The organism is Micromonospora sp. NPDC047465 (genome assembly GCF_040643125.1).
GTDB lineage: Bacteria > Actinomycetota > Actinomycetes > Mycobacteriales > Micromonosporaceae > Micromonospora.
Window position 1 is genome coordinate 49,339 of sequence record NZ_JBEYTP010000001.1, and the last position, 25,049, is coordinate 74,387.

At 71.6% G+C, this 25,049-nt stretch carries 28 protein-coding genes and 1 pseudogene; 20 read left to right on the forward strand and 9 right to left on the reverse strand.

The features are described from left to right. The first annotated feature begins 277 nt into the window (after nucleotides 1-277). Both ABZ793_RS00255 and ABZ793_RS00260 read left to right on the forward strand, forming a co-directional pair. On the forward strand, nucleotides 278-2,140 hold the full coding sequence (locus ABZ793_RS00255) for an N-6 DNA methylase (protein WP_357449569.1): 1,863 nt from the start codon (nucleotides 278-280) through the stop codon (nucleotides 2,138-2,140). After that, a complete protein-coding gene (locus ABZ793_RS00260) occupies nucleotides 2,133-3,332 on the forward strand; it encodes a restriction endonuclease subunit S (RefSeq protein WP_357449572.1) in 1,200 nt (399 codons plus the stop codon). Before ABZ793_RS00255 ends, ABZ793_RS00260 begins: the two co-directional genes overlap by 8 nt. A gap of 272 nt (nucleotides 3,333-3,604) precedes the next feature. Here the strand turns inward: ABZ793_RS00260 and ABZ793_RS00265 are convergent, their stop codons facing one another. Then, nucleotides 3,605-4,006: a winged helix-turn-helix domain-containing protein gene (locus ABZ793_RS00265; RefSeq protein WP_069088172.1), complete on the reverse strand. Its 402-nt coding sequence runs from the start codon at nucleotides 4,004-4,006 to the stop codon at nucleotides 3,605-3,607. Nucleotides 4,007-4,380: 374 nt separating this feature from the next. Between ABZ793_RS00265 and ABZ793_RS00270 the strand changes: the two genes are divergently transcribed. The 3 genes from ABZ793_RS00270 (at nucleotide 4,381) to ABZ793_RS00280 (ending at nucleotide 5,486) form a co-directional block, all read left to right on the forward strand. Next, complete coding sequence (locus ABZ793_RS00270; protein ID WP_357449576.1) at nucleotides 4,381-4,599, forward strand: flavin reductase; 219 nt, start codon at nucleotides 4,381-4,383, stop codon at nucleotides 4,597-4,599. Next, nucleotides 4,596-4,769 carry a hypothetical protein gene (locus ABZ793_RS00275; RefSeq protein ID WP_357449579.1) on the forward strand — a complete coding sequence of 58 codons (174 nt, stop codon included), beginning with the start codon at nucleotides 4,596-4,598 and terminating at the stop codon, nucleotides 4,767-4,769. The genes ABZ793_RS00270 and ABZ793_RS00275 overlap by 4 nt, the downstream gene beginning before the upstream one ends. A 309-nt stretch (nucleotides 4,770-5,078) precedes the next feature. Further along, nucleotides 5,079-5,486 (forward strand): hypothetical protein, encoded by a 408-nt coding sequence (locus ABZ793_RS00280; RefSeq protein WP_357449582.1) that lies wholly within the window; start codon nucleotides 5,079-5,081, stop codon nucleotides 5,484-5,486. 130 nt (nucleotides 5,487-5,616) lie between these two features. On the opposite strand, the gene ABZ793_RS00285 is transcribed toward ABZ793_RS00280, so the two are convergent. From ABZ793_RS00285 to ABZ793_RS00295, 3 genes and pseudogenes are all read right to left on the reverse strand, one after another. Next, nucleotides 5,617-5,937 (reverse strand): immunity 53 family protein, encoded by a 321-nt coding sequence (locus ABZ793_RS00285; RefSeq protein ID WP_357449584.1) that lies wholly within the window; start codon nucleotides 5,935-5,937, stop codon nucleotides 5,617-5,619. Next, nucleotides 5,930-6,049: pseudogene (locus ABZ793_RS00290) on the reverse strand (hypothetical protein); the annotation flags it as partial. The pseudogene ABZ793_RS00290 and the gene ABZ793_RS00285, both read right to left, overlap by 8 nt. A gap of 414 nt (nucleotides 6,050-6,463) precedes the next feature. Further along, nucleotides 6,464-7,402, reverse strand: a complete 939-nt coding sequence (locus tag ABZ793_RS00295; protein WP_357449587.1) for an aminoglycoside phosphotransferase family protein — start codon at nucleotides 7,400-7,402, stop codon at nucleotides 6,464-6,466. Nucleotides 7,403-7,563: 161 nt separating this feature from the next. Here ABZ793_RS00295 and ABZ793_RS00300 point away from each other — a divergent pair, with 161 nt between their 5' ends. From ABZ793_RS00300 to ABZ793_RS00310, 3 genes are all read left to right on the forward strand, one after another. Further along, on the forward strand, nucleotides 7,564-7,824 hold the full coding sequence (locus ABZ793_RS00300; RefSeq protein ID WP_357450581.1) for a DUF1028 domain-containing protein: 261 nt from the start codon (nucleotides 7,564-7,566) through the stop codon (nucleotides 7,822-7,824). Nucleotides 7,825-8,103: 279 nt separating this feature from the next. After that, entirely contained in the window at nucleotides 8,104-8,646 is a 543-nt protein-coding gene (locus ABZ793_RS00305) for an RNA polymerase sigma factor (protein WP_357449590.1), read from the forward strand. Then, nucleotides 8,639-8,902 carry a hypothetical protein gene (locus tag ABZ793_RS00310; RefSeq protein WP_357449594.1) on the forward strand — a complete coding sequence of 88 codons (264 nt, stop codon included), beginning with the start codon at nucleotides 8,639-8,641 and terminating at the stop codon, nucleotides 8,900-8,902. The genes ABZ793_RS00305 and ABZ793_RS00310 overlap by 8 nt, the downstream gene beginning before the upstream one ends. Before the next feature lie 32 nt (nucleotides 8,903-8,934). Here ABZ793_RS00310 and ABZ793_RS00315 read toward each other — a convergent pair whose 3' ends face one another. Together ABZ793_RS00315 and ABZ793_RS00320 are read right to left on the reverse strand one after the other, a co-directional pair. Further along, on the reverse strand, nucleotides 8,935-9,633 hold the full coding sequence (locus ABZ793_RS00315) for a permease-like cell division protein FtsX (RefSeq protein ID WP_357449598.1): 699 nt from the start codon (nucleotides 9,631-9,633) through the stop codon (nucleotides 8,935-8,937). A 331-nt stretch (nucleotides 9,634-9,964) separates the two neighbouring features. Continuing rightward, nucleotides 9,965-10,504 carry an HXXEE domain-containing protein gene (locus tag ABZ793_RS00320; RefSeq protein ID WP_350702049.1) on the reverse strand — a complete coding sequence of 180 codons (540 nt, stop codon included), beginning with the start codon at nucleotides 10,502-10,504 and terminating at the stop codon, nucleotides 9,965-9,967. 46 nt (nucleotides 10,505-10,550) lie between these two features. Between ABZ793_RS00320 and ABZ793_RS00325 the strand changes: the two genes are divergently transcribed. The 4 genes from ABZ793_RS00325 to ABZ793_RS00340 all read left to right on the forward strand — a co-directional run bounded on the left by ABZ793_RS00325 (nucleotide 10,551) and on the right by ABZ793_RS00340 (nucleotide 13,365). Further along, a complete protein-coding gene (locus tag ABZ793_RS00325; RefSeq protein WP_357449602.1) occupies nucleotides 10,551-11,141 on the forward strand; it encodes a TetR/AcrR family transcriptional regulator in 591 nt (196 codons plus the stop codon). 73 nt (nucleotides 11,142-11,214) lie between these two features. Further along, nucleotides 11,215-11,739, forward strand: coding sequence for a hypothetical protein (locus tag ABZ793_RS00330; protein WP_357449605.1), 525 nt, complete (start codon nucleotides 11,215-11,217; stop codon nucleotides 11,737-11,739). A gap of 387 nt (nucleotides 11,740-12,126) precedes the next feature. Continuing rightward, entirely contained in the window at nucleotides 12,127-12,738 is a 612-nt protein-coding gene (locus tag ABZ793_RS00335; RefSeq protein WP_357449608.1) for a hypothetical protein, read from the forward strand. Nucleotides 12,739-12,858: 120 nt separating this feature from the next. Further along, the gene (locus ABZ793_RS00340; protein WP_357449611.1) at nucleotides 12,859-13,365 is read left to right on the forward strand and encodes a hypothetical protein; all 507 of its coding nucleotides are present in this window, start codon (nucleotides 12,859-12,861) and stop codon (nucleotides 13,363-13,365) included. Here the strand turns inward: ABZ793_RS00340 and ABZ793_RS00345 are convergent. Both ABZ793_RS00345 and ABZ793_RS00350 read right to left on the reverse strand, forming a co-directional pair. Continuing rightward, entirely contained in the window at nucleotides 13,309-13,800 is a 492-nt protein-coding gene (locus ABZ793_RS00345) for a GNAT family N-acetyltransferase (RefSeq protein WP_357449614.1), read from the reverse strand. The genes ABZ793_RS00340 and ABZ793_RS00345 overlap by 57 nt on opposite strands. 51 nt (nucleotides 13,801-13,851) lie before the next feature. Beyond that, nucleotides 13,852-16,257, reverse strand: coding sequence for a glycosyl hydrolase family 65 protein (locus tag ABZ793_RS00350; protein ID WP_357449617.1), 2,406 nt, complete (start codon nucleotides 16,255-16,257; stop codon nucleotides 13,852-13,854). Nucleotides 16,258-16,428: 171 nt separating this feature from the next. On the opposite strand from ABZ793_RS00350, the gene ABZ793_RS00355 reads away from it, so the two are divergent. Next, entirely contained in the window at nucleotides 16,429-17,064 is a 636-nt protein-coding gene (locus ABZ793_RS00355; protein WP_357449620.1) for a phosphatase PAP2 family protein, read from the forward strand. 120 nt (nucleotides 17,065-17,184) lie between these two features. Here ABZ793_RS00355 and ABZ793_RS00360 read toward each other — a convergent pair whose 3' ends face one another. Then, nucleotides 17,185-17,964, reverse strand: coding sequence for an A24 family peptidase (locus ABZ793_RS00360; RefSeq protein ID WP_357449623.1), 780 nt, complete (start codon nucleotides 17,962-17,964; stop codon nucleotides 17,185-17,187). 591 nt (nucleotides 17,965-18,555) lie between these two features. Between ABZ793_RS00360 and ABZ793_RS00365 the strand changes: the two genes are divergently transcribed. From ABZ793_RS00365 to ABZ793_RS00395, 7 genes are all read left to right on the forward strand, one after another. Further along, nucleotides 18,556-19,122 carry a hypothetical protein gene (locus ABZ793_RS00365; protein WP_357449626.1) on the forward strand — a complete coding sequence of 189 codons (567 nt, stop codon included), beginning with the start codon at nucleotides 18,556-18,558 and terminating at the stop codon, nucleotides 19,120-19,122. 170 nt (nucleotides 19,123-19,292) lie between these two features. Next, the gene (locus tag ABZ793_RS00370; RefSeq protein ID WP_357450584.1) at nucleotides 19,293-20,162 is read left to right on the forward strand and encodes a hypothetical protein; all 870 of its coding nucleotides are present in this window, start codon (nucleotides 19,293-19,295) and stop codon (nucleotides 20,160-20,162) included. 55 nt (nucleotides 20,163-20,217) lie between these two features. Then, nucleotides 20,218-20,877, forward strand: coding sequence for an SAF domain-containing protein (locus tag ABZ793_RS00375; protein ID WP_357449629.1), 660 nt, complete (start codon nucleotides 20,218-20,220; stop codon nucleotides 20,875-20,877). A gap of 2 nt (nucleotides 20,878-20,879) precedes the next feature. Beyond that, the gene (locus ABZ793_RS00380) at nucleotides 20,880-21,680 is read left to right on the forward strand and encodes a ParA family protein (protein ID WP_357449632.1); all 801 of its coding nucleotides are present in this window, start codon (nucleotides 20,880-20,882) and stop codon (nucleotides 21,678-21,680) included. Next, nucleotides 21,670-23,247: an ATPase, T2SS/T4P/T4SS family gene (locus ABZ793_RS00385; RefSeq protein ID WP_357449634.1), complete on the forward strand. Its 1,578-nt coding sequence runs from the start codon at nucleotides 21,670-21,672 to the stop codon at nucleotides 23,245-23,247. Before ABZ793_RS00380 ends, ABZ793_RS00385 begins: the two co-directional genes overlap by 11 nt. 6 nt (nucleotides 23,248-23,253) lie before the next feature. Further along, nucleotides 23,254-24,153 carry a type II secretion system F family protein gene (locus ABZ793_RS00390; protein WP_357449637.1) on the forward strand — a complete coding sequence of 300 codons (900 nt, stop codon included), beginning with the start codon at nucleotides 23,254-23,256 and terminating at the stop codon, nucleotides 24,151-24,153. Then, nucleotides 24,150-25,031, forward strand: a complete 882-nt coding sequence (locus ABZ793_RS00395) for a type II secretion system F family protein (RefSeq protein ID WP_357449640.1) — start codon at nucleotides 24,150-24,152, stop codon at nucleotides 25,029-25,031. The genes ABZ793_RS00390 and ABZ793_RS00395 overlap by 4 nt, the downstream gene beginning before the upstream one ends. Nucleotides 25,032-25,049 lie beyond the last annotated feature (18 nt).

Genomic DNA, 25,049 nt, shown 5'->3' on the forward strand with positions numbered 1-25,049 from the left:
GAGGACTATCACTCCAGGAAGAGTTCACCTCCCTGGGGTAGGGAGCCGCCGTGCGAACCATGTGCGATACGTTTCGGTGATCATCGGCCAGGAGGGTCAGGCACGCGTCTGCGGGGCGCGCAGGGGCACAACACACTCTCCAGCGTTGTCGACTAGTGATCAGTCGTGCGAAGCTCGGACGCCGTGTGAGCAGGAGTGCAGTGCCGTTGCAGCTGGTGACAGGGCAGCGGCCCTATGTTCCGCTTCAACGCGTGAGGGACAGAAGTAGGAGCTGGCCATGGCAGAGAGCACCACGGAGAACCTGTTCCGCGAGTTCTACGGGGCCTCAACGTTCGTCGAGAAGCGTGACATTCCGAAGAAGTTCGGCTTCCGGTCCAAGCGCAAGGGGTCGACCGACGATGGCTTCCCGGACTTCTTCAAAGACATGGGCTCGTGGCTCATCGTCGTGGAGGCCAAGTCCGGCGAGCCCGGGCCGCGATCGGATCACGCCGCCGCCCTGGCTGACGTACGCAGCTACATGACCAACAACGCCGTGCCTCACACCGACATCGTCGGCATCGCCGTCTCCGGCCAGACCCTTAAGAGCCTGCGGGTCACGCATCTGCTGCGCAAAGGCGACAGCGAAGAGATTGAAGAGCTCGAAGGCATGCAGAGCCTGGTAAGCCTGGAAGCGCTCACCAACCACTACGCGGCTGCAGCCATCGGCGATCCGCTCTCCGATATCGAGCTGCGACGCTTCCTGCGGCGGCTCAACGAGCGGTTCCACAGGGACTCGCGGGTGCGGGACACTGAGCGCTCGCTGTTCTTCTCGGCGCTGATGATCGCGCTCGACGACGAGCCGTTCCGCAACCTCTACAGGTCGATCAGCAAGCCCGAGGACGACCGGCTGGTCGGGGCCAGGTATCTCAACGATCAGATCGTCGATGCTGTCACCCGTCAGCTGGAGAAAAAGATCAACTCCGAGTCGAAGCAGATCGACTGGCGCGACCGCTTCGCGTTCGTGAAGACCGTTGACATCCCGCTCGACGAGTATAAGGAGATCATCGGCGAGATTGACGAGAGGGTGCACCAGCCGTCCAAGCGCTCGGTGAAGCGGGACATCCTTGGCCGCGCGTACAAAATCTTTCTGTCGCGCGCCGGCAAGATGGACAATAAGAACATCATCCTGACGCCCGACCACATCAAGACTTTTATGGTCGATCTGGCCCGGCTGGAGCGCGACGACGTTGTCCTCGATACCTGCATGGGCTCCGGCGGGTTCCTCATGGACGCTATGGAGCAACTCGTCGAAAAGGCCCACGGCGACGGGAAGAGGATCGAGCACATACACGAGCACCAGCTGATCGGGCTGGAGCTGGACCCGATCCTGTTCGCTCTCGCCTGCTCGAACATGTTTCTCCACGGCGACGGCCGGTCAAACCTGCTCTACCGCGATTCGCTCATCACGCGAGGCAAGTCGTTCACGGTGGCCAAGCGAGATGAGAAGTTCCGCGATTACGTCAAGGGTCTGAAACCGACCAAGTGCGTGATCAATCCGCCGTACGAGAACGATAACCCGATAAACTTCACGATGTCAGCAATCGAGTACCTCGAAGAGGGTGGTCGGCTAGTCATCATTATGCCGAACAACACGCTGTCGAAGAACTCGAACCAGAAGGCAGCTCTCGCGATCCTCGAGCGTGCACGCCTCGACTTCATTATCGATATGCCCCAGCAGCTCTTCTTCGAGCAGAAGCGCGGCGTGAAGACGTCGATCTTCGGCTTCACCAAAACGAGCAACGGTCACGACCACGACGCCCTCGTGACCTTCTCCGACATGGAGGACGATGGGCACGAGGTGCAGCTCGCGCATGGACGCCGCGACACCGGCCGATGGGGCGGCATCGCCGCTAACGTCCAACGCGCCATCCGTGATGGTCTAGAAGACCGAGAGGCCCGGTCCTGGCGCACACCGGTCTTCGACGATGCCGGCCGGTTCATGCCGCGCGGCGTCCGGCACAACCCTTGGCCACAGACGCAGTCACATGACCTGGAGACAGCGATCGCCGACTGGCAGGAAGCCCGTGCTGTCCGCGAGGAAGCCCAGGCGGCGATGGCGGCGGTGCTATCGGCCGCAGGCATTGGCGGCTTCGATGACTGAGTGGCACTCTGTTCGTCTTGAGCGGCTGGTAACCCAGCACGTTCCGGAATTGGTCACCCCTAACGACGACGACACTGTTCGATTCGCGGGAGTGCGCTGGTACGGCGACGGTCTATTCGTGCGCGAGGAGCGCAAGGGCTCTGCGGTCAAGGGAAAGTGCTACGCGCTGAAGCCGGGACTACTGGTCTACAACCGGCTGTTTGCCTGGAAGCAGTCGTTCGCAGTCGTCACGGACGATTATGACGGAGTCGTGGTGTCGAATGAGTTTCCCCAATTCGAGGTGGACACCACGCAGGCGACGCCCGAGTTCCTCGCCCTCTACTGCTCGTCGCCTGTCTTCGCCGCCAAGGCACTAAGCCTGTCGTCAGGATCAGCTGCCGTGAGCCGGAACCGGCTGAAGGAAGCCGACTTCCTCCGGCTGGAGGTCGCGTGTCCACCACTGAAGGTGCAGGACCGCATCCTCGAGGTCATCACCGCTGTCGACACCGTCATCGAAGCATTGCTGGCCGAGGTGGAAGCCGCGGCGGCAGCCCGGACGGCCCTGCTCGACGAGCTGCTACGGCGACGGGATGACTCGTGGACCGACAAGCCGATAGGCAAACTCGGCTCCGTAACTCGGGGCAAACGATTCATCAAATCGGACTATGTCGACAGCGGCATCGGCTGCATCCACTACTCGCAGATCCACACGGACTTCGGCGCGCACACAGACGAGGTCCACTCCTGGCTGCCGGAGGCGATGCGCCCCAAGCTGCGGTTCGCCAAGCCGGGCGACCTTGTGATCGCCGGCACCAGCGAGAACTTCGACGGGGTGCTGAAGGCCGTTGCATGGCTCGGCGACGAAGACGTGGCGGTACATGACGACGCGTACATCTTCGAGCACGAGCTGGAGCCTCGGTTTGCGTCCTACGTGTTCGCGTCTCCTGGGTTCCGTGCGCAGCTGCCGGCCGTTATCTCGAATACCAAGGTCGTTCGGGTCTCCAAGGACGCGCTCGAACGGTTGACCGTTCCGGTGCCGCTCCCTGACACGCAGAAGGAGATCGCCGACATGATGGATGCCATCGACCGGCAGGTGCGAGCGACCTCGGACGAGGTGGCTCGAGCCCAGACGGCGCGCGCGGCGCTGCTGGACGCCCTGCTGACCCACAAAATCGACGTCACGCCGTCCGACCTGCCTACCGACCCGGCATAACATGCAGAGCCCAGGCGCCCGCTGGCGGATGAGGGAGGACAAACGCCGAGTTCGCGAACGCCGGCAGAAGATGCTGGAGGAACCGCACAGAGCTTGTAAACGACACGTCAGGCAGCGAGGCAGCAAGGAGACGGCGCGAGCTTCGATGCGGGTCGGTCCGGAACGTTAACCGACGACGTCCGGCACCCTGCTCGTTGACGCGGTCCGCCAACAGGTGTCAGTAGCCGACAACCTGAGTCCGCATCCCCCCGCCGGGGTTCGCCGAGGTTGCGTCAGCGGCCGACGCGGATGCGGTCGGCGGCGTACAGCTCGCGGGAGCCGTCGGCGCGGAAGATCACGATGACCGGAATACCCTCGCCCATCTCCAGTTCGCGCCGCTCGACAGGGGTAGGCATCCGAGCGGTGGCGGTGTCGCCTTTGAGGAGAGTCACCGTCTCGGTCGGCTCGACAGCGCGGACGAACGTCCCGCGCGGCGGTTCCACGATCACGAGCCCTTCCGACCGGAGCAGTGCTACCGCTTGTCGGACGCTCGTGCGGCTCAGCCCGTACTCCTGAGCCAATCGCAGTTCGCTGGGCAGTGAAGCCCCAGGCGCGAGGTCGCCAGACGTGATCCGGTCTCGCAGGAGGTCTGCGAGCTGCCGGAACACAGCGCGATCCGCACTCGGGTCGATCACGAAAGTGACGCTACGTGTCCAACAGCTCTACATCTTATTGTATCTACAGTCCTACGTCGTTACGGTGATGTGGGCTGCGGCTTCGCGCCGTGAGCCGGTCTGTGGGGGCACCCGCGACCTTGATTGAGAGCCGAGGGGGGCCCGATGCCTCGTGTCTCGTACGAGGAGTACCTGATCGCTGTCGCGCTCACTCTGGCCAGACGGCACCGGCCGGTCTGGTCATGGGAGCGATGGCGGAGGGTCTGCCGATGCGGAAGCGAGCTGCCCTGCTGTACAACGCATCGGATCCCGATCAATCGAGGCCACTGGCCTTCACAGGATGACCGGCGAGGTGCCCGGCCAACGGGCCAGCCGGCCGCGCGGGAGACGCCGAGATGACGACTCACCTGCCAGTCACGCCAGCTTGGATCTGCGGCGGCTGCGGTGCCGACTGGCCCTGCCAGACGCGCCGAGGAGAGCTGCGAGCCGAGTACGACCGCGCCCCGGTGTCGCTAGCCCTCTACCTGGCAGCCCAGCTCGTCGACGCCGCCCAGGACCTGACCCATGTCCCCGCCGGCCACCTGCACCACCGCTTCCTCGGCTGGACCCGATGAGCATCCTGCGACCCGGCGACGAGAAGTTCCACTACAGCGACGGCTCCCACAAGTGGATCCCGCCCAACCCCGACTACGACCAGGAGGTCTGGGACGAGCAGGTCCGCCAGCACAAGCAAGGCCACCTCAGGAACGAGCAGCCCAAGGTCCGCATCCAGCGCCTCGTGTGACGCCAGCAGTACAGCAGCGAAGTACAGCAACCGTGCCAGCCGAACTGGACCGAGACGAGCGCCAGCAGGCCGGATGACCTCGAACGGCACCCCATCCAACCCGCTCGCCGGCAATCCATAGGTTCAGGGTTCGAGTCCCTGGCGGCCCACTTTTCCGCAGGTCAACGGCCCTCGTGCGGCCGCTTGAGCCAGGAGCCTGGCTGGTACAGCAGCCGACGCTCGGCTGAGTATCGTCGGGCCTAGCTTGTCGCAGCGGTTTGGTGGCGAGGTTACCGCCGGTCGCCATGATCGTCGGTCTACGATTCTCCGGTGAACCGTCCCCTCACCGCGGGTCTGCTGGGCGCCGTCCTGCTTCTTGCCGCCTGCGCAGACGAGAAGCCGGCTGCCAGTCGACCCACCCCAGACGGTGCTAGCCGCGCCGGTTGTGCCCATGTAGAGACCCAGGTGAAGGACCAAAATCTCTTCTGGTCCATGAATCGCTTTGCAGGCATGCGGGCGAGCGGCTCGGTCGATCCCGGTGTCAGTGCCGCCGGCCGGGAGTTGATGGAGGCCGCTCAGGAGGCCCGCGACCTCGACCTGGGCAGCCAGGGCAAGGCGGACATGACACAGGCCGAGGCCCGGATCGCCGAAGCCCAGCAGAAGCTGATGACGGCTTGCCGTGAACTGCTGGGCGAGCCGCCCTGGATGCAACCGCCCGCTTCTGCAACGCCACGTTGACGATCTCCACAAGTCTCGACGGAGCGTCACGCACGTTCTGATTCCGACCGGTCACGCAGGTCCCGGGACCGGGACAGCCGGCTGTTGGCGAAGTTGGACGCTCCTACTTCTGTCAAGCCTGTGGCCCGGGCTAGCGGGTCGTAGTTTCGGTCCACCGCCGAAACAGGTGTAGCGCCTCGCCGAGGTTCAGTGGTCCACACGCTGCCCGGAACTGGTCTTTCTCGACCCAGGTCATAATCCAATCGTGTGCGCTTCGATGGAACTCCTGCCGCTCGTAGGGCACCCCTGACAGTGCCGTATCGCCCAGGTCGATGCAGACCGACCAGCCGGGGTTGTCGACCGTCTCGATCTGAATGCCGTATTCGTGTTCCCACTCGCCATCGCACTGAGTCGCGTACCAGGCTTGCAGCCAGGTCCAGACCCCGGGCGCTAGCTCGTCGTGATCATGCACCCGTAGTCCCTGATCTCGCGGTGATCCCTGACAGGTGTCTCGGCTGATGGTCTACCGCTGCCAGAAGCCGTGGTCGTTGCCGCCTTGGACGTAGATGGCGAAGGTGCCATGCCCAGGGATCTCCATCGGCTCCACGGCTATCTCGCCGCCGGCCTCCGCTACCGCTGCGACGGCCGCTTCGATGTCATCTACCAGCCAGTAGGGCCGCACCACGGGCTCTTCCGTCTCGCGCAACGGCGCCCGCACCCCCACCAGCCCGCCTCCCGGCATTTCGGCCGTCCGTGCGTTGCCGAGCCCGGAATCCGGCTCGCCGAACTGCACCCCATTCGCTGCTGCGTAGGTGGCACACACCACGTCGACTTCCTTGGTCACGATTTCGAGGTAGTAGATCTGCACGGCTGTCCGACCTCCGGTAAGTCAACGACGTAGGAAATAGGGTTTGATCTTTTGCATCCCCGCCACTGTGTGGCCATCGCCCCCTGATCTCACGTACGGGCGACATGTCGATGTAATGCGTGGTGGCTGTTCATGGCTGGGGCACGGTGACGGCGCTGGCCGCGTATTCAGAGAAGATCTCGCCGAGGACGCGCAGTGCGCTCGCGGCCGACTCGTCGGCATCGCCCAAGGTAGCGGCGCAAGTGACGAGCGTCTTCCAGAGGGCCCAGCCGCGCCCGCGCGCCCATGTCGCCTCACCGACGGACAGTCGCTCCCGGAACGCCTGCCGGCCGTCGGCGGTCAGCAATGTCCATGCGATTGCCAGGTCACAGGCCGGATCGCCGACGCCGCATGTCCCGAAGTCGATGACAGCTGCCAACTCCCCGTCGTTGAGCAGGAGATTTCCCGATGCGATGTCCCCGTGGAACCAGCTGTCGACACCGTCCCAGCGTGCGTTCAGTGCGCTCTTCCAGATTTCGCGAGCCAGGTCGGTGTCGACGTGGCCGTCCAGTGCCGTGAGCGCGCGCTGGGCTTCCCCGTCGTAGGTGCGCAGCGTGCCGCCCCGAAACCAGTTGTGCTGGCCGGGGCGGGGACCGTCAGTGGTATCGATGCTCTGTAAGGCCGCCAGGAACTCGGCCAGGTCGACCGCGAATCGGACGGGGTCGGCGATGCGGTCCGCGCTCACAGGTTCGCCGTCGAGCCATTGGTAGATCGACCACGAGTAGGGGTAGCCCGCGCCGGGTTTGCCTTTCGCCAGCGGGGCGGGGATGGGCAGCGGGAGTCGGGGAGCGAGCGCCGGAAGCCACCTGTGTTCCTTGTCGACCGCCAAGGCGTACTCGGACGCGCTGGGCAAACGCACCAACGTTCGGGTGCCGAGGTGGAAGGTCCAGTTGTCCCAGCCACCGTCGGCTACGGGCTGAACCGGGAGGTCGGCCCACTGAGGAAACTGGTCGGCGATGAGCCGCTGCACCTGTTCCGCGTCGACGGCAATCCGCTGGGGCACTGGACCGAGATTCGGTGTGTCGCTCACTGAGACATCCTTGGCCGACAGGGGAAATTGACGTGCGGGGCCTGATGTGATGCAGAAACGAAGGCAACCCCCGTCAATCATGGCGCGTCGGACAGTGTTTCGCAGGCCGTACGACTGGCCCTGCACCGCCCTGCCACCCCACCGACAGGCACGGCGAGCACCTGGCGGAGCGGCTCGTGCTGGCCATCGAGGCCGGCGAGGAGACCGGCGGTGACCGGCACGGCGCACGGTCGGCGACCGTGACGGTGATCGGGGATCAGCCGTACCCGCTCTGGGATGTGCGGGTCGACGACGCCGAGCATCCGGCGCGGGAGCTGCGCCGGCTGCACGGCGTCTTCCAGGAGGAAGTGCTGCCGACCATCCAGCAGTTGCCCACCCGCGACGACCCCATGGGCGAGGCCGCCCGGCAGGCTCTCGGGTAGCCCGCGTCCGCAGGAGACTGTTCCCAGTGAATTGCAGACGATCTTCGTACAGGTGGCTGCCTCGTCGTCGAGCGCGGGCGAGCGCACTTCGGCGTTGCAGTTGGTCGGTCAGAACCCGAATCCTCTGACGGGCTCGTCGCCTCTTACCTGTGCCGGCGAGACGCGCCGGCGGAGAAGTGGAGGATGACATGGAGCTCGTATGGTGGGTTGCCATCGCCGTCGGAGCCCTCGTGGTCTGCATGTGCACCGTATTCCTGCTGCGGCGGAGGGGACGTTCCCGTGGCTGAGACCGCATGGCCGAGCGAGCAGTTGGTTATCGCCGCCCAGCGCGGGGACATCGCGTCGGTCACCGCACTGGTCTCCGGCTCGTACCCGGGCGTGCGGCGGTTCGCGCACACGCTGTGCGCCACGCCCGAAGATGCCGAGGATGCGGCGCAGGAGGCGTTGATCATCCTTTACCGCAAGATTGGCACGCTGCGTGCCTCCGGGGCGCTGGCATCGTGGATGTTCCGGATCGTACGCAACGAATGCCTGCGCCGGCTGCGGCTCGTCGGCCATCGTCCTGCGCCAGTGGCCGACATCGCCACGGCGTCGGCCGAGGACGAGGTGCTGCAACGTCTCGAAGCCGGCCGCGTCGCCGAGGCGATCGCCGCGTTGCCCGCCGACCAGCGTCATGTGCTGATCATGCGGGACATCCAGGGCTTCCCGGGCCGGGCCGTCGCCGACGCGCTCGGCCTCAGCACGGCCGCGATGAAGTCCCGGCTGCACCGCGCCCGCGCCTCGGTGCACCGCACCCTGCGGGGAGGGATGATCGATGGCTGACGGTCCCTCGTTCGCCAGTCAATCGCTGGCGCGGCACCTCGCCCGTGGCGTGGTCGGGTTCGGCGGGCTGATCGGCTCGATCGCGCTCCTGCCGGTCGTCGGCCCGGTGAGCCTGCTGCTCTTCCCCGTTGGCCTGCTCGCACTCCGCGGCTGTCCAATGTGCTGGACGGTCGGCCTCGTGCAGACGCTTTCGTCAGGGCGCCTGGAGCGCTCCTGCACCGACGGTCGCTGCGAGCTGCGGAGGAGGACGACGTAGGGACCCCCCGTTGGCCGCTCCGGCGGCGCCACTCACAGCATCGCCACCGGCACCAGGCGCATCGCCTCGACGCCATCGAGGCGTTCGATCTCGGGTAGCCCGGTCCCACCCTTCCCGTTCAAGGGAAGCTGGAGCCGCAGCGAAGCGCGTGCCACCTGCGAGTCGAGTTGCGTGGCGAGGTCGCCCTTGCCTTGGCACTGCTTGCGTAGCCGCTCGTAGGCGGCGTCGCGCTCCTCGAACTCGATCGACTCCGCGCGGGGCAGCGCCCGGACGGCTTCCTCTACGGCGGCTCGCTGCTTGTCCGTAGCCGTCGGTTCCAGCCGGACGATCGCCCCGATCCGCGACGGCAGGGGATCAGCATCGGCGATCCTGAGCCCAACCCACTCGACGCCGTCGACCGTACCCATCACCAGATCGACCGCCTCGGCGACCGACGCGTCGGTGACGGTCGCGTGAAGGGACTCCGGCATGTTCTCCGGATCCAGATCCGCCACCAGGTCCGGCGAGTCCTTCCGCAGTTTCTCGTAGGCCTGCTCGCGGGTCTCGAAGGCGACGCCCTCGACGCTCGGCATCGCGCGTAGCCGCTGCTCCACCACACTTTTTTGCGCTGCCGTCACGTCGCGGTCCAGCAGGACGGTCAACGTCGTGTGCCCGGCGTCCTTCGGCTCGGAAGTGCAAGCGGACAAAGCGGCCAGGAGCATGAGAGCCAATACCGGCGCGACGCGACGCATGGGTCAGATCGTAGGTGGGCGCGAGGCATCGAGTGATCCCAAGGTCTTGGCCGGAACGGCTTGCTGGGCGGGCACGTCGGTTCCCGCGTTCGCCAGGGCCCTAGGCTTCCTGCATGGCAAGCGTTGCCCTGTGCGAGCCCGGCACATCCTCACCCAGCTGAGCGCGGATCCGAGCGTCCGGGCGAAGGCGATGTGGGCGGCACAGTTCCTGCCAGATCGCTAGCGCTGATCTTGGCTTTGCGGGTGCCGGCTCCCGCCCGGCGTGGTGCCAGGGTCGCCGGGTTGCTGGCGGCGGTGCCGCCGCCGTCGATCGGTTCTGCCGGCACGCCCGTCAGCGTGGCCGCTCCGGCGCCAGGATGCGGGCCACGGCGTGACAGGCGCCGGCGACGAGCGGCAGCAGCAGGGCTGCGCTCGCTGCGGCACCGCCACCGGCCTGGGGTACGCCGGCCGCCCGCAGACGCCGCCAGGCCCACAGCGAGAACGGGGCGACGACCAGCGGCGCGGTCACCACGCCGGGGGTATATCCGCGGGTGACCACGGCCTGGGCGACGTGCCCGCCCGCGTGCAGGCCGAAGCCGACCAGGGCCGACTGGTAGAAGCCGCTGCGCCCGCCGGTGCGAGCGCCCCGGGCCGCCGCGGCGGCCATCACGACGCCCATCGCGCCGATGGCGATGCGTGCCTGCGCCGGGCTGACCCGGAGCTGGTCCCACACCCGCTCGGGCACCTGCGGGAAGCGGGCCCGCAGCCGTGGCCGGGCGCGGTCGAGCCAGCCGCCCATCGTGGCGAGTTCCTCGGCGTCGTGGATCGCCCAGGCCGCCAGCAGCCCCCAGGTGGCCGCCGCGGGGAGGGCTCCGTCCTTCCGCGAAGTCATGGGCCTATAATTTACGATACAGTTCGTAAATCATAGAGGATGTGACGTGGCCAACGAGCGCGGCCGACCCCGGCGGCCGGAGACCGACGCGGCGATCCTGCACGCCACCCTGGACCTGCTCCGCGACGGCGGCTACCGCGCCCTCTCCATCGAGAAGGTGGCCACCCGGGCGGGCGTGACCAGGCCGACCGTCTACCGCCGCTGGCCCGACAAGGCCGGTCTGGTCGTCGACGCCCTGGCCGAGGCGGTGCCCGTCGCGCCCGCCCCGGACACCGGCGACACCCGCACCGACCTGCACCACCTGGCACGCGGCCTCGTCGACCGGCTCGCCGGCCTGGCGCCGGTCATCCTCGGCGTACTCGCCGACAGCATCGGGCGCGACGACCTCGCCGCACCGCTGCGGGAGCGGTACCTGCGTCCCCGCCTCAACACCATCACCGACGTCGTCGAGCGCGGCATCGCCCGTGGCGACCTCCCGTCCGACACCTCACCGGCCACCGCGCGCGATCTCCTCGCCGGCCCGCTCGTCTACCGGTGGCTGGTCGACGGCACCCTGACGGACACCGACGTCCGCGAACTCGCCGACACCGCCTGGAAGGCTCTGACCGGCCGGGCCGGCACCGCCGTCGACGCCTGAACCGACGTGAGCCCGACGAGTGGCCGGCGTCGGCCCGGTGAAGGGTGAGCGACGACCGTCTACTGTCCTCGCCATGAGGACGGGGACGCTGGCACGGGCCGCCACCATCGTCACGGCGATCGGGCTGGTCGCCGGCTGCGGCGGCGCGGCGGCACGCGAGGCGCAGGGGTGCCAGGAGTCGGTGGACGAGGCGGAGGCCAAGGTCCGGGTGGACCGCTGGGACCCGCCGGAGGAGCTGCCGGGTCTCGGGGACTATCCCGAGATCCACTGGCAGGCTCGCGCGTTGGGCGAGCCGTGTTCCCGGGTCCCGGGTCCGACGGACTGGGCGTACCAGGCTGTCGTCAGGCTCCATCCGCAGGACGCGCGAGAATTCGCGGAGCAGTACGACTTCGCGCCCGTCGCGGCCGGCGACCCGGCACTGCACGACCAGGGCAGGACGCCCGCCGACGTGTGGCCCGACCTCCGGCCGCACGTCCCGGCCGGGGCCCGCTGGCTGCACAGCCGGTCGTACGACGAGGCCCCGCCCGCCACGCGCGGGCGGGTGGCGTTCCTCGACGTCGAGCACGAGACGGTGCTGCTCATGCTGAACGACCGCTGACGGCGGGGCCGCCCGGGGACGCGGAACGGCCCCGACGCGCGTGCGCGCCGGGGCCGTTCGGTGAGGCGTACGGGGTCAGCTCAGGCTCGACCAGAACGCGTACCGGTGGTCGCGGGTGAAGCCGGTCGGCTTCCAGCGCCCCGAGGTCAGCGACTGGACGTGCGGGCGACGCTCGGTGAACCGCTGCCAGCCGCCGTCGGCGCGCCGGTCGTCGCCGCGTCACCGTGGCGACGACGCCGCGCGGCACGGTCACCGGCACGGCCGGCGGCGGGGCGTCCCCCGTGGGAAGGAGGGGACTCACGCCGCCGCGGGAGGTGTAGCCGGCGGCCGGCCGGAAGCCTGGAGGGCGAGGGCGACGAGAGGTCGCCACCGTTTTCGGGAGGATCGATGAGGACGACACTCCGTGGGCTGGGCGCGGCGGCCGTCGTGGTCGGCGTGGCCCTGGCCGGCGCGTCGGGCGCCACCGCCTCGGCGACGGCGGACCGGGAGCCCGCCGGGACCGCGCGTGTGACCGGCAGCGGCGAGATCCGGCTGACGTTCGCGCCGGACCAGGACGTGCGCAGCTTCAGCTTCGACGCGCGCGCCACCCCGTACACCCGACCTTTGCCGGGGGCGCCCCAGGGCCTGCCCACCGACGCGACCGGGACCGTCCACGTCGCCCACCGGGTCGCGGCGAACGGCTCCACCGTCCGCTTCGCGGCCCGCGTCGACTGCCTGGTCACGGCCGCGCGGACCGCGACCCTCACCGCCGTGGTCACCGAGGCCGACGCGCCGGTGGCCGACCTCGTCGGGCGACGGCTGGGCTTCAGCGTGTACGACGGGCCGGGCCGCGACCGCGTCGGCTTCTCCTGGGCGGTGGTCAACGCCGACCAGGGCCCGGACGGGCAGTGGCGGGAGGGCAGCGTGGGCACCTGCATGGCGCCCGCTCCCTTCGCCCCGGTGACCGAGGGCGGCTACCGGGTGCGGCACGCCGAACTGCCGCCACCGCCGGAGAGCTGAGCCGGCCGGCGGATGTCGTCGGCCACGACGCGATCCGGCGGCCCGCCGTGTCGTTGATCCGGTTGAGCCTGCCCCCACCTGCGACGACGGTGGGGGCACCGACCGTGAGGAGGCACGCCGATGACCCGTCAGCGCGAGACCGTGGAGGTCGACCCGGTCCTGTTCCGTGCCGTCTACGACTCGCCCGCGTCGCTGCCCGGCGCGCACCGGTGGACGACCCCGGAGTCGGACGTGCGGCGCATCGAGAAGCTGCTCGGCATGCCGCTGCGCAGCATCGGCGCCCCGCTGTGGGTCAGCGGCGACGAACCGGACTGCCCCAAGTGCGGGCGGCGCGTCACCTGGTACGACATCGTCTCCTCCGCCCTCTCCGGCGTGCACGACCGGATGATGATCGCGACGGTCATCCTCGGCGACCGCAAGTACGTCAACACCGAGGTCCCGGACGCGATCGCCGGCGTGCGCTGCGCCGACTGCCGCACCCCGATCGAGGGGCTGCGCAGCTTCAAGTGCCACAACTGGGCGTACGCCTTCGAGGCGCTGGAGGCCGTCCGGGAGCGGATGACCGGCGCGTCAGTCGTCGGCCGTCAGCTCGCGGACGAACCGCAGGCCGGGACGCCCGTCGAGTGACACCTCGCCGACCGGCGTGAAGCCGGTGCGCCGCAGCACCGCGAGCGAGCCGGCGTTGTCCAGGGTCGTCCTGGCCCTCAGCCGGCACAGCCCGTACGTCGCACGGGCCAGCGCGGCCACGCGGCGGACGCCGTCGGTCGCCACCCCGCGCCCGGCGGCCCGCTCGGCCACCCGGTAGCCCAGCTCGGCCTCGCCGTCGGCGACGTCGACCAGGTTGAACCGGCCCAGCACCGCCCCGTCGGCGTCGACCAGGACGTGGAAGTGGCACGCGCCGGTCTCCTGCTCGGCGAGCAGTCCCGCGTGCCGCGCGTCGAAGTCGGCGAAGTACGCGTCGCCCCGGTCCGGGACCGACCGGGCGAACCACTCCCGGTTCTCGCGTTCGAAGCGCAGCAGCGCGGCGGCGTGGTGGGCGGCGAGCCGCTGGAGGTCGGACACCGCGCCACCCTAGCCAACCGCGGCCCGCGTCCGCCCCGGGATATCGCGGCGTCAGCGGTCGCCGGCGGAGCGGCGGGTGGGGCGGCGGCCGGGCGGGGAGGGCGGCTCGGGGCCGGGGTCGGGGACGACAGGCATCGGCCGTGCCACCGGCCCGGCGCCGGTGACCCGGAGCGGCTCACCGTGGTGCCACACCTCGATGCCGGTCGCCGGGTCGGCGTCGGGCAGCTCGTAGCGGGCCTCGTCCCGGGTCAGGGTGACCCGCAGCCGGTGGCCGTGCCAGCGCAGGCAGAAGCCGAGCCGGTCGATCCGTGCCGGCAGCCGGGGGTCGAAGGAGAGCACCCCCCGGTCGTCGCGCAGCCCGCCGAAGCCCTGCACCAGCGCCAGCCACGCCCCGGCCAGCGACGCCAGGTGCAGCCCGTCGCCGGTCTTGTCGCCCAGGTCCGCCAGGTCCTGGAGCACCGACTCGGCGAACAGGTCGTACGCCAGGTCGAGGTGCCCGACCTCGGCGGCGAGCACCGCCTGCGGGGAGGCCGACAGCGACGAGTCCCGGACGGTCCGCGCCTCGTAGTAGGCGACGTTGCGCGCCTTCTCGTCGGCCGTGAACTCCCCCGGGCACCGCTGCATGGCGAGCACGAGGTCGGCCTGCTTGACCACCTGCTTGCGGTACAGCTCCAGGTACGGGAAGTGCAGCAGCAGCGGGTAGTCGTCGTCGGAGGCGTTCGCGAAGTCCCACTCCGGCTGCGCGGTGAAGCCGGCCGCCTGCTGGTGCACCCCGCGCTTGCCGTCGTACGCGACGAAGACCGCGTCGGCGGCGGCCCGCCAGCCGGCCACCTCGGCCGGGTCGACGCCGAGCCGGGTCGCCGCCTCGGGGTGCCGCTCGGCGGCGTCGGCGGCGCCGCGCAGGTTGCGGCGGGCCATCAGGTTGGTGAAGAGGTTGTCGTCCATCAGGGCGGAGTACTCGTCCGGGCCGGTCACCCCCCGCAGGTGGAAGGTGCCCGCGTCGGACCAGTGGCCGAAGCCGTGCCACAGCCGGGCCGTCTCGACCAGCAGCTCCAGCCCGGATCCGGCGAGGAATTCGTGGTCGCCCGTGGCGGCGACGTAGCGCAGCACCGCGTCGGCGATGTCGGCGTTGACGTGCAGCCCGGCGGTGCCGGCCGGCCAGTAGCCGGAGCACTCCCGGCCGCCGATGGTGCGCCACGGGAAGGTCGCCCCGGCCAGCCGCAGCTCCGCCGCGCGTTCGCGGGCCTCGGGCAGGTGGGCGTGCCGCCAGCGCAGCGCCGACCGGGCCACCTCCGGGGCGAGGTACGTCAACACCGGCAGCACGTAGCCCTCGGTGTCCCAGAGCACGTGCCCGTCGTAGCCGTTGCCGGTCAGGCCCTTGGCCGGGATGGTCCGGTCGCCGTCCGGCCGGCCCGCCTGGATGAGGTGGAACACGGCGAACCGGATGGCCTGCTGGAGTTCGGCGTCGCCGTCGAGCAGCACGTCGGCCGTCTGCCAGGCGGCGTCCAGGGCCGCGCGCTGGGCGGCGAGCAGCGCGTCGAAGCCCGCCGCGCGGGCCGCGCCGGCCTCCTCGACGACCAGGCGGGCCAGCCCCTGCGGCGGCGTCGTGTCCACCGTGGCGCACTCGTACGCGGCGAACTTCGTCAGTTCCAGCCGCTCGCCGGCGCGCACCGTCCCGGTCAGGGTGAGGCGCAGCCGGTCCGGCGCGCAGTCGACGCCGGGGGCGAAGCCGTCCGGGGCCCGCACCTCGTGCGCGACGGCGACGGCGACCCGCTGCCCGCTGCGCTCGGTGCGGTGCACGAGGACGCCGTCGTGCCCGTTGGAGTGGCGGTACTCGGCGGTCAGCGGGTCATGGATCACCGAGGCGGCGCGGGGGTCGTCGGAGCGCTCCGGCACCCGCTCGTTGGCGAGCAGGTCGGCGCAGACCCGCACGTCGACCGTCCCGCCCAGCGGCTCGACGCTCCACCGGACGGCGGCCACCGGGCGGCGGGGCAGCGAGACCAGCCGGGTGCTGCGGACACGTACGCCGTGCCCGGCCGGGGAGACCCACTCGGTGTACCGCTCGACCACCCCGGCGCGCAGGTCGAGCACCCGCTCGTGGGTGCGCAGGCTGCCGGTGCGCACGTCCAGCGGCTCGCCGTCGACCCAGAGGCGGATCAGGGCGGCGTTCGGCGCGCTGATCACCGTGTCGCTGAGCTGCGGGAAGGCGTACCCGTCCTCGGGGTAGGTCAGCTCGCGCCGCTCGTGGAAGCCGTTCAGGTAGCTGCCGGGCATGCCGTACGGGGCGCCCTCGTCCAGGTTGCCGCGCCAGCCGACCCAGCCGTTGCCCAGCGCGAAGATCGACTCCGTCTCGGCGAGCCGGTCGAGGTCCGCCTCCGTACGCCGGATCCGCCAGGCCTCGTCGTCCCCGGTCCCGGGCGCGGTCGGCGGCCGATCGGCGGTCGGGGTGTCGTGCACAGCGCCTCCAGGGAGTCCGACGTACCGGGTCGACCGTGGCAGACCGGGCTGAGAGATCGCTGAGACGAAAGTCAGGGTCCCGGCCCGACCAGCGCACACTGCGTCCGACTTCCAGGTGTTCCAGGATTGTCCGTGAAGTAAACGCGGTATGAACTATTGGTGAGGTGAGTCATGGTTGATACGGGCACGACGGATGTGCCGGAGATCAGCGCCGAGTGGTACAGGGACATCGTCGACTTCGCCGCCGACACCCCGCAACCGGTGCAGTGGTTCGCCGGGCACTTCACCGAGGCCGCGATCCTGCTGCTCGGGGCACTGTGGCTGGTGGGGGCCGTGTCGCGCCTCGGCGGCGGCCCGCGCTCCCGCGCGTACGCCCTGGTGACGCCGGTGGCGGTGGTGCTCGCGTACGGGTGCAGCGAGGCGTTGAAGGTGGTGGTGGACCAGGAGCGCCCCTGCCGGGCGGTGGCGACCGAACTGGCCATCATCGCGGGGCACTGCCCACCGACGGGCGACTGGTCCTTCCCCAGCAACCACTCGACGATCGCGGGCGGGCTGGCGGTGGCGACGCTGCTGCTGTCCCGCCGGGTCGGGCTGGTCGCGGTGCCGGTGGCGGCGCTGGCCGCGTTCTCCCGCACCTTCGTCGGCGTGCACTACCCGCACGACGTGGTCGTCGGCGTCCTGCTCGGCGCCCTCGTCACCGCGCTGCTCACGCCGCTGCTCGCCCGCCCCACCGCCGGCCTGCTCCAACGCCGCGCCCGCCACGCCGAGCGCCCCATCCCGGACCAGGCCACGTCCGCCCGCCGCTAACCCTCCCCCTCCCGCTCCCCGCGATCTCGCACTTTCCGCCCCACGTCCCGGGCCACAAGTGCAAGATCGCGGGAGCGGGAGCCGTGGCGGGAGCCGGGGGCGGGAGCCCGAGGCGGCGGGTCAGGTCAGGAGGAGCGCGGCGACGGCGCCGAGGGCCAGGAAGGGGCCGAAGGGGAGGTGGCTGCGCCAGCCGACGCGGCGGGTGGCCAGGAGCGCGACACCGACCAGCCCGGAGAGCAGCAGGGCGAGCACCAGCCCGACCACCGGGAGGGCCCAGCCGTACCAGCCCAGCAGGGCGCCGACGCCGAGCGCCAGCTTGGCGTCGCCGAGGCCGAACCCGCGCCGGCCGAGCAGCAGCGTGGTGGCGGCGAAGAACAGCGCCAGCCCCGCCCCGGCCACGGTGGCCCGCAGCCAGGGCGCCGGACCCGCCCCGGCGAGCGCGGCCACGCCGAGCACCAGCCAGGTGCCGGCCGCGGCGGGCCAGGTGAGCCGGTCCGGCAGCCGGTGCACGGCCGCGTCGACGAAGACGAGGGGGATCGCCCAGCCCAGCCACCAGGCGGTGGCGGCCAGCACCGCGGCGGGCGGACCGACCAGCAGCAGCACCCCGAGCGCCGCCGCCACGGCGAGTTCGACCGCGCCGGGCGGCGGGCCGACCCGCGCCCGGCACCGCCCGCACCGGGCCGTCGGGCCCAGCGCCGGCCACGGCCGGGCCAGCCCGATCGGAGCGCCGCAGGCGTCGCACCCGGTCCTGGTGGCCACCCCCGGCGGTACGGCGTACCGGATCGCGGCGAGGCGGAGCACCGGGCCGAGGGCGAGGACGGCCAGCGCCCGCGCGGCACGGGAGGCGACCGGCGGCGGCCCGGCGGGCTCCGCCAGCACCGGCGGTTCGGTCAGCGCCATGGACGGCCCTCCCGCCGGACGCCGGGGCGCGACACGGAGGGTAGCGACACCCTGATCGGCCGGTAACGGGCGCGGCGGCCTGCGCCCCTCCCGCCGGAATCGCGGAAATGCGCGGGGCAATGGCGCGACCACATGAGCGGGAATCCCATACGAATGAAATTTTGATACCTCAGGGCGGGGGACGGATCGGACCAGACGCCGCGTCCGGGACAGCCCCCGGCGACCACGACGCCCACTCGTTCACCGGACGGACTCCCACCGCGTCGACTTTTCCAGCCGCCCCGCGGAACCCCGCAGCCCGACTCGATCACACCGCCCGCAGCCATCCCTCGCCACCACCTGTCATCACTCACAGTGTCCATCTGAATTGCCTCTGTTGCATCGGCGGACGTCAGCCTATGCTCGCCCCTTGGGTGCGGTGCAACCCCGCGACTAAACGACAGGACGACCCAGGGCTTGCATTTATAGATATCCATAATGGCGAATGCGACGACGCTTTTCCGACAGGTCCGGGTGGCCCCATTCGGCCGCGCCGCCGCATGCCCGGAGGCCGGTGCACCGACCTCCGGACGGCCACCGAGGAGGCACGACGTGCGCGGACGGCAGCTCGGCCGGTCGACGGCCCGCCTGCTCGCCATCGCGGCGATCGCGGCGGTCACGGCCTGCGGCGCCGACCCGGCGACGACCACCCGGGCGGCTCCCGCCAGCGGCGCCCCGACCCCGACCCATCGGGGCGTTGACGAGCAGGCGGCCAGGAAGGCGGCCCTGGCCGCGTACGCCGGATACCTCGCCGCGTCCCGCACGGCGAGCGGGCGCAGCGACCCCCACCACCCGGACCTGTCGCGCTTCCTCGCCGACCCGCTGCTGACCCGGGTCCGACTGTCCATCCGCGAGGCGAAGGAGCACGGCGCGATGCGTACCGGCACGTTGGTCTCCGACCCCACCGTGACGTCGGTGAGCCTGGATTCGAGCCCGCCCACCGTGGAGATCCAGGACTGCCTGGACTCGACCGGCTACCGCCTGGTCTACGCCAGGGACAAGCGGGTCGTCCCCGGCACCGGGGGAACCCGGCACCTGGCCACCGCGACCGCCACCCGGTACCCGGACGGCCGCTGGCTGATCAGCGCCGGTGCCGCCCACGAGGACCTGCCGTGCTGACCTGGGGAGGAGGGGGCGCCCCGGCCGTCGCGCCGAGCGGGGCCGGGGCGACCCGCACACGCACCAGGACCGGGGCGACCCGCACGCGCACCAGGACCGGGGCGACCCGCACGCGCACCGCCGGGGCTGGGGCGACCCGCACGCTGGCCGGCGGCGGCCTGGCGCTGCTGCTGGCGCTCGGGGCGGCCGTGTCCGCACCCGCCGCGGGGCGCGCGGACCCCGGCGCGGAGTGCCCGCCCGGGCAGAGCGACTGCAGCGTCTGGGACGACGACCCCGGCACCCCGGGCGGTGGCGGGGACACCGGCGGGGGCGGCGACCCGGGTGGCGGCGGGGGCGGCGGCGGGAAGTGCCAGTGGAACGGCCGCATGGTCAAGTGCTACGACGACGTGCTCGGCTGGTTCAACAACGGCGACGGCTGCTACTACAGGCTCTCCGAGCCGCAGCAGGAGGCCCCCGAGGGCAAGCAGTGGTACACGCGCACCTGCAACGGCGGTGACGTCGGCACCCAGACCGAAGTCCTGCTCGACGCCCCGCCGCCCGGCTTCGGCGCGCCGCCCGACCCGGAGGAACTCGCCCGGCGGGCACTAGCCAAGATCACCATCGCGGCGCCCCGGATCGCGGTCGCCCCCCGCCGCAGCAACGGTCCCGGCCTGGTCGGGCTGCCGGTCTGGATGTGGGGCAGCAACGACGATCCCAAGTACTTCGGGCCGACCCAGAAGGCGTCGGAAACCGACCGGGGCCTCACCGTGAAGATCACGGCGACGTTCGACCGGATCGTCTGGGACATGGGCAACGGCGGCGAGGTCACCTGCTACGGCGCCGGCACCCCGTACCGGGCCGACGGCCAGCACGCCGGCCAGGACTCCCCCGACTGCGGCTACGACAGCGGCTACCCGAAGGCCGGCGACTACCGCGTGCGCGCCACCACGCACTGGACCGTGACCTGGTACGGCGGCGGCGAGAGCGGCGTCATCTCCCTCACCCGGACGACGGGCACCGTCCCGGTCCGGATCAACGAACTACAGGTGGTGTCCGAGTGAGCGCCAGGAATGAGCCGATCTTGAGAGCCCCGCAGCCGCGAACGGAGATGGTCCGGTGAGTGTCGCGACCCGGAACGGGACCGGACCGGTGGACGCGCCGATCGCCCCGCCGAAGGTGGTGCGGCAGCGCCGAATGCGCCCCGGGCTGCTCGGCCTGGCCGTGCTGCTGATCGCCCTCGGCGGCCTGGGGGCGGCGTTCGCTGTCACCTCCGTACGCGCCACCGGCAGCTACCTCGCCGTGGCCCGACCGGTCGAGGTCGGCCGGCAGGTCAGCGCCGACGACCTGGTGCCGGTGCAGGTGACCGGCGGCCAGGGCCTGTCCCCGGTCCCGGCCGGCCGGCTCGACGAGGTGCTCGGCAAGCGGGCCGCCGTGTCGCTGACCCCCGGGACGCTGCTGACCATGGCCCAGCTCACCGACGACCCGCTGCTCGGCCCCGGGCAGCAGCAGCTCGCGCTGGGTCTCGGGCCCGCCGAGGTGCCCGCCCGCGAGCTGCACCCCGGCGACAAGGTCCTGCTGGTCAGCACACCGGACGGCAACGACGGCCACCCGGCGGGGGCCGCCACCCGGTTCGAGGCGACGGTCATCGACACCGCGACATCCGCCGATGACGACGAGGTGGTGGTCTACCTGGCGCTCGCCGTGCGGGACGTGCCGGCCGTGGTGGCGCTCTCCGCGCAGGAACGGATCGCCGTCGTGCTGACCGAGGCGGCCTGAGCATGGCGATCATCGCGCTGCTCTCGGCGAAGGGCTCCCCGGGCGTCACCACCTCCGCCCTGGCCTGCGCCCTGACCTGGCACCGGCGGCTGGTGCTCGCCGAGTGCGACCCGGCCGGCGGGTCCATCCTCGCCGGCTACCTCGGCGGCGCGCTCGACGGTCCCCGGGGCATCGGCGAACTGGCGGTCGGCGAGCTGCGCGACGGCAATCTGGAGACCGCGTTCTGGTCGCAACTGGTCGACCTGGACGCGCCGAAGCGGGAACGGCTGCTGCTGCCCGGCGTCGTCGACCCCGCGCAGGCCGGCAGCGTCACCCCGCTCTGGCAGCGGTTCGCCGACTTCTTCGCCAGCCTGGAACGCGGCGACCCGCCGTACGACGTGCTCGTCGACTGCGGCCGGCTGCACGTCGTCGGTCCGCCCTGGCCGATCCTGCGCGCGGCCTCGGTGGTGCTGCTGGTCAGCCGCGCCCGGCTGCCCGACCTGTCCGGCACCCGCGCGATGGTCAGGGCGATCGAGCGGGACTTCGCCGAGCACCGGGTGCCGCCGGGCAGCCTGCGGCTGCTGCTGGTCGGGGACGGCCACGGCAGCGGCGAGGTGAGCAAGGCGCTGCGGCTGCCGGTGGCCGCCCGGCTGCCGGACGACCCGCGTACGGCCGAGGTGCTCAGCCTGGGCGGCACCGTACGGGCCGGTCGGCCGCTGATGCGCGCGGCCGGGGCCCTGGAGGTGTCGGTCGGGGCGCTGTTGGAGCGGCGGCGCGCCCGGCTGGCCTGGCCCGTGTCGCAGGGGGTGCCGGATGCGGTTTGAACCGGTCTCCGCCGATCCGCGCCGACAGCCGCCCGGCACCGCCACCCCGCCAGGTGCCACTGCCACCGCACCGCCCGGCGTCACCTCCACCGCGCCGCCGCTGCCCCCGCTCAACGGGCGGCACCACCAGCCGGCGCCCCTTCCGGTGCCGCTGGCCGGGCCGCCGCCGGAGCCGCCGCCCCGGGCCCGGGTCGACTTCCAGGTGGTCCGCGAGCTGCGCCGGGAACTCAGCGAACGGCTCACCCGGTGGCAGCGCGGCCGGGAGTTCACCGTCGACGAGGAGGACACCGAGCGCGCCCGGCTCGCGGTCGCGGTGGTGGCCGAGTACGCCGACGCGGTGCGCCGCGCGGGCACCCCGATGGCGGCCGGCGAGGAGCGGCTCCTGCTCGACCAGGTGACCGCCGAGCTGGCCGGGCTCGGCCGCCTCCAGACGCTGCTGGTCGACGACACCATCGAGGAGGTGCACATCCTCGGCTGCGACCAGGTGCGCGTCACCCGGCACGGCGGCGGGGTGGACTGGGCCGAGCCGATCGCCGACAGCGACGACGAACTGGTGGAGATCCTCCAGGCGGCGGCCCGCCGCGCCGGGGCCACCGAGCGGTCGCTGTCGACCTCCAAGCCCACCCTCGACCTGCAACTGCCCGACGGCAGCCGGCTGGCCGCGGTGTTCCTGGTCAGCCACCGCCCGTACGCGGTGATCCGCAAGCACAACACGCTGGACGTGAGCCTGGACGACCTCGCCGGCGGCCGGGGCGACCTGGACGAGATGATCGACCCGCTGGTGCGCGACTTCCTGCGCGCCTCCATGCGGGCCGGGCTGAACATCATGGTGGCCGGCCTGGCCGGGGCCGGGAAGACCACGGTCATCCGGGCGCTGATGGACGAGATCCCGGCCGACGAGCCGTACGTGCTGCTGGAGGAGAGCCGGGAGCTGCTGCCGGCCCGCCGCCGGCTCAAGCACCGGGCGGTGATGAGCTTCGAGGCCCGGGAGGGGCACGGCGAGCGCGGGCCGGACGGCCGCCCGGCCGGCGAGGTGAGCATCGGCGACCTGATCCCCGTCTCGCTGCGGATGGGCGTGCTGCGGATCATCGTCGGCGAGGTCCGGTCCCGGGAGATCGTCCCGATGCTCCAGGCCATGACGACCAGCCGCGGCTCGATGTGCACCATCCACGCGCGTACGCCCGCCGGGGTGAGCGAGCGGATCATCGAGCTGGCGCTGGCGCACGGCCGGGAGATGACCGTCGACCAGGCCCGCCGGATGGCCGGCAACGCGCTCGACCTGATCGTCTACGTCACCGTCGAGGACGAGACCGCGATCGGCGGGCGCAAGCACCGCTTCGTCTCGCACGTCGAGGAGGTCATCGGCGTGGGCGACGGCAACCGGATCACCACCACGCAGGTGTTCGGTCCCGGGCCGGACGGGCGGGCGGTGCCCCGGCACCTGCCCGAGCGGATCCGCGCCCAACTCCTCCGGGTCGGCTACGACGCCCGGCTGCTCGGCCGGTGGATCGAGGCCGGCACGGGCGCCTGGCGGCGGCCCCGGCAGAGCCGGCTCGGGCGGCGGTGACCCGCTGTGCTGGACAACGTCGAACTCGTCGCGGTGGTCTCCGGGGCCGCCTGCGTCGCCGGGCTGCTGCTGGCGGTCGTCGCGCTCGTCGGCACCCGCCGGCCGCCCGGCGGGCCCGGCGCGGGCCGCGGGTTGGAGCGCCTGTGGAAGGGCTCCGGCTCCAGCCCGCGCGAGCAGCGGGCGCACCAGGCCCTACTGGTCGGCGCGCTGGTCGCCGGCGCGCTGGCCTTCCTGGTCACCGGCCTGCCGGTGGTCGGCCTGCTGGTCGTGGTGGCGGTCCCCGGCACCCCGTGGCTGTTCTCGGTCGGCAAGGCCGAGCAGCGGGCCATCGCCCGGATCGAGGCGGTCGGTGAGTGGACCCGCCGGCTCAAGGACGTCTCGGCCACCGGCCAGGGCCTCCAGCAGACGATCATCGGCACGGTCACCACCGCGCCCGAGGAGATCCAGGAGGAGGTACGGCTGCTCGCCGCCCGCCTCCAGGCCGGCTGGCTGGCCCGCTCCGCGCTGCTCGCCTTCGCCGACGAGATCGGCGACCCGGTCTGCGACCAGGTGGTGGCGGCGCTGATCCTGCACGTGACCGACCGGGGCGAGCGCCTCGGCGACGTGCTCGGCTCGATCGCGCAGGCGGCGGCGGCCGAGGTGGCCACCCGCCGGGAGATCGAGGCGAAGCGCACCCAGCCCCGGTTCGCGGTCCGCTTCCTCACCGGGATGACCCTCGCCACCGTCGCGTACGGGCTGCTCAACACCGAGTACGTCAGCCCGTACGGCACGCCCTTCGGGCAACTCGTGATGGCGGCCCTCGGCGCGGCCTTCGTCGGCCTGCTGGCCTGGGTGCGGTCGATGAGCCAGCCGCGCCGGCCGGCGCGCTTCCTGCCCGCCCCCGACCCGCAGGAGGTGCTCGCATGAGTGTGGTGGTCCTCAACTGGCAGCTCGCGCTCGCCGTCTGCGGCGGGGCGACCGTCGGGCTGGGCGTCTTCCTGGTGGTCCGCGAACTGGTGCCGGCCGCCCCGGCGCTCGGGCCCGCGCTGCGCCGGCTGCACCAGCCGCCCGGCGGCGGGCAGCTCACCGCCCCCGCCGACCGGCGGCTCGAGTGGCTGACCGGGCTGAGCCGCTGGCTACGGCCACCGCACCGACAGCTCGCCCTGATCGACCGGACCCCCGAGCAGTACGCCCTGTCGATGCTGCTCTCCGCGCTGATCGGGCTCGCCGCGCCGATGCTGCTCGGGGGCACCCTTCTCGCCGTCGGCGTACGGCTGCCGGTGGTCGTGCCCGTGCTCGGCAGCCTCGGGCTGGCGCTGCTCTGCGCCCTGGTCGCGCACCGGGCGGTGCTGGACCGGGCGGACCGGGCCCGCGACGAGTTCCGCCAGGCCGTCTGCACCTACCTGGACCTGGTCGCGTTGCAGCTCGCCGCCGCCCACGGGCCGGTGCAGTCGCTGGAACGGGCGGCGGCGGTCTGCGACGGCTGGGTCTTCGACCGCATCTCGGAGGCGCTGCGGATCGCCCAGATGCAGATGCACTCGCCCTGGGACGAGCTGCGCGAACTCGCCGAGCGCATCGGCATCCCGGAGCTGGGCGACGTCGGGGCGATCATGCGCTCCTCCGGCAGCGAGGGCGCGCAGGTGCACGACACCCTGCGCAGCCGCGCGGACTCACTGCGCGACCAGATCCGCACCGACAACCTGGCGCGGGCCGAGGGGGTGACCAGCCGCCTCGACATCCCCGGGGCGCTGCTCGTCTTCGTCCTGCTCGGCTTCGCCGTCTACCCGTTCATCGCCCGCCTCTGATCCGACCCCGAGAGAAGG

Coding starts and splice junctions, on each gene's coding strand:
- ABZ793_RS00340 (WP_357449611.1), top strand. CDS start 12,859: ATGACCCGTCAGCGCGAGACCGTGGAGGTCGACCCGGTCCTGTTCCGT.
- ABZ793_RS00315 (WP_357449598.1), bottom strand. CDS start 9,633: ATGCGTCGCGTCGCGCCGGTATTGGCTCTCATGCTCCTGGCCGCTTTG.
- ABZ793_RS00270 (WP_357449576.1), top strand. CDS start 4,381: ATGACGACTCACCTGCCAGTCACGCCAGCTTGGATCTGCGGCGGCTGC.
- ABZ793_RS00335 (WP_357449608.1), top strand. CDS start 12,127: ATGAGGACGACACTCCGTGGGCTGGGCGCGGCGGCCGTCGTGGTCGGC.
- ABZ793_RS00395 (WP_357449640.1), top strand. CDS start 24,150: ATGAGTGTGGTGGTCCTCAACTGGCAGCTCGCGCTCGCCGTCTGCGGC.
- ABZ793_RS00260 (WP_357449572.1), top strand. CDS start 2,133: ATGACTGAGTGGCACTCTGTTCGTCTTGAGCGGCTGGTAACCCAGCAC.
- ABZ793_RS00380 (WP_357449632.1), top strand. CDS start 20,880: ATGGCGATCATCGCGCTGCTCTCGGCGAAGGGCTCCCCGGGCGTCACC.
- ABZ793_RS00330 (WP_357449605.1), top strand. CDS start 11,215: ATGAGGACGGGGACGCTGGCACGGGCCGCCACCATCGTCACGGCGATC.
- ABZ793_RS00360 (WP_357449623.1), bottom strand. CDS start 17,964: ATGGCGCTGACCGAACCGCCGGTGCTGGCGGAGCCCGCCGGGCCGCCG.
- ABZ793_RS00255 (WP_357449569.1), top strand. CDS start 278: ATGGCAGAGAGCACCACGGAGAACCTGTTCCGCGAGTTCTACGGGGCC.
- ABZ793_RS00320 (WP_350702049.1), bottom strand. CDS start 10,504: ATGACTTCGCGGAAGGACGGAGCCCTCCCCGCGGCGGCCACCTGGGGG.
- ABZ793_RS00310 (WP_357449594.1), top strand. CDS start 8,639: ATGGCTGACGGTCCCTCGTTCGCCAGTCAATCGCTGGCGCGGCACCTC.
- ABZ793_RS00275 (WP_357449579.1), top strand. CDS start 4,596: ATGAGCATCCTGCGACCCGGCGACGAGAAGTTCCACTACAGCGACGGC.
- ABZ793_RS00355 (WP_357449620.1), top strand. CDS start 16,429: ATGGTTGATACGGGCACGACGGATGTGCCGGAGATCAGCGCCGAGTGG.
- ABZ793_RS00385 (WP_357449634.1), top strand. CDS start 21,670: ATGCGGTTTGAACCGGTCTCCGCCGATCCGCGCCGACAGCCGCCCGGC.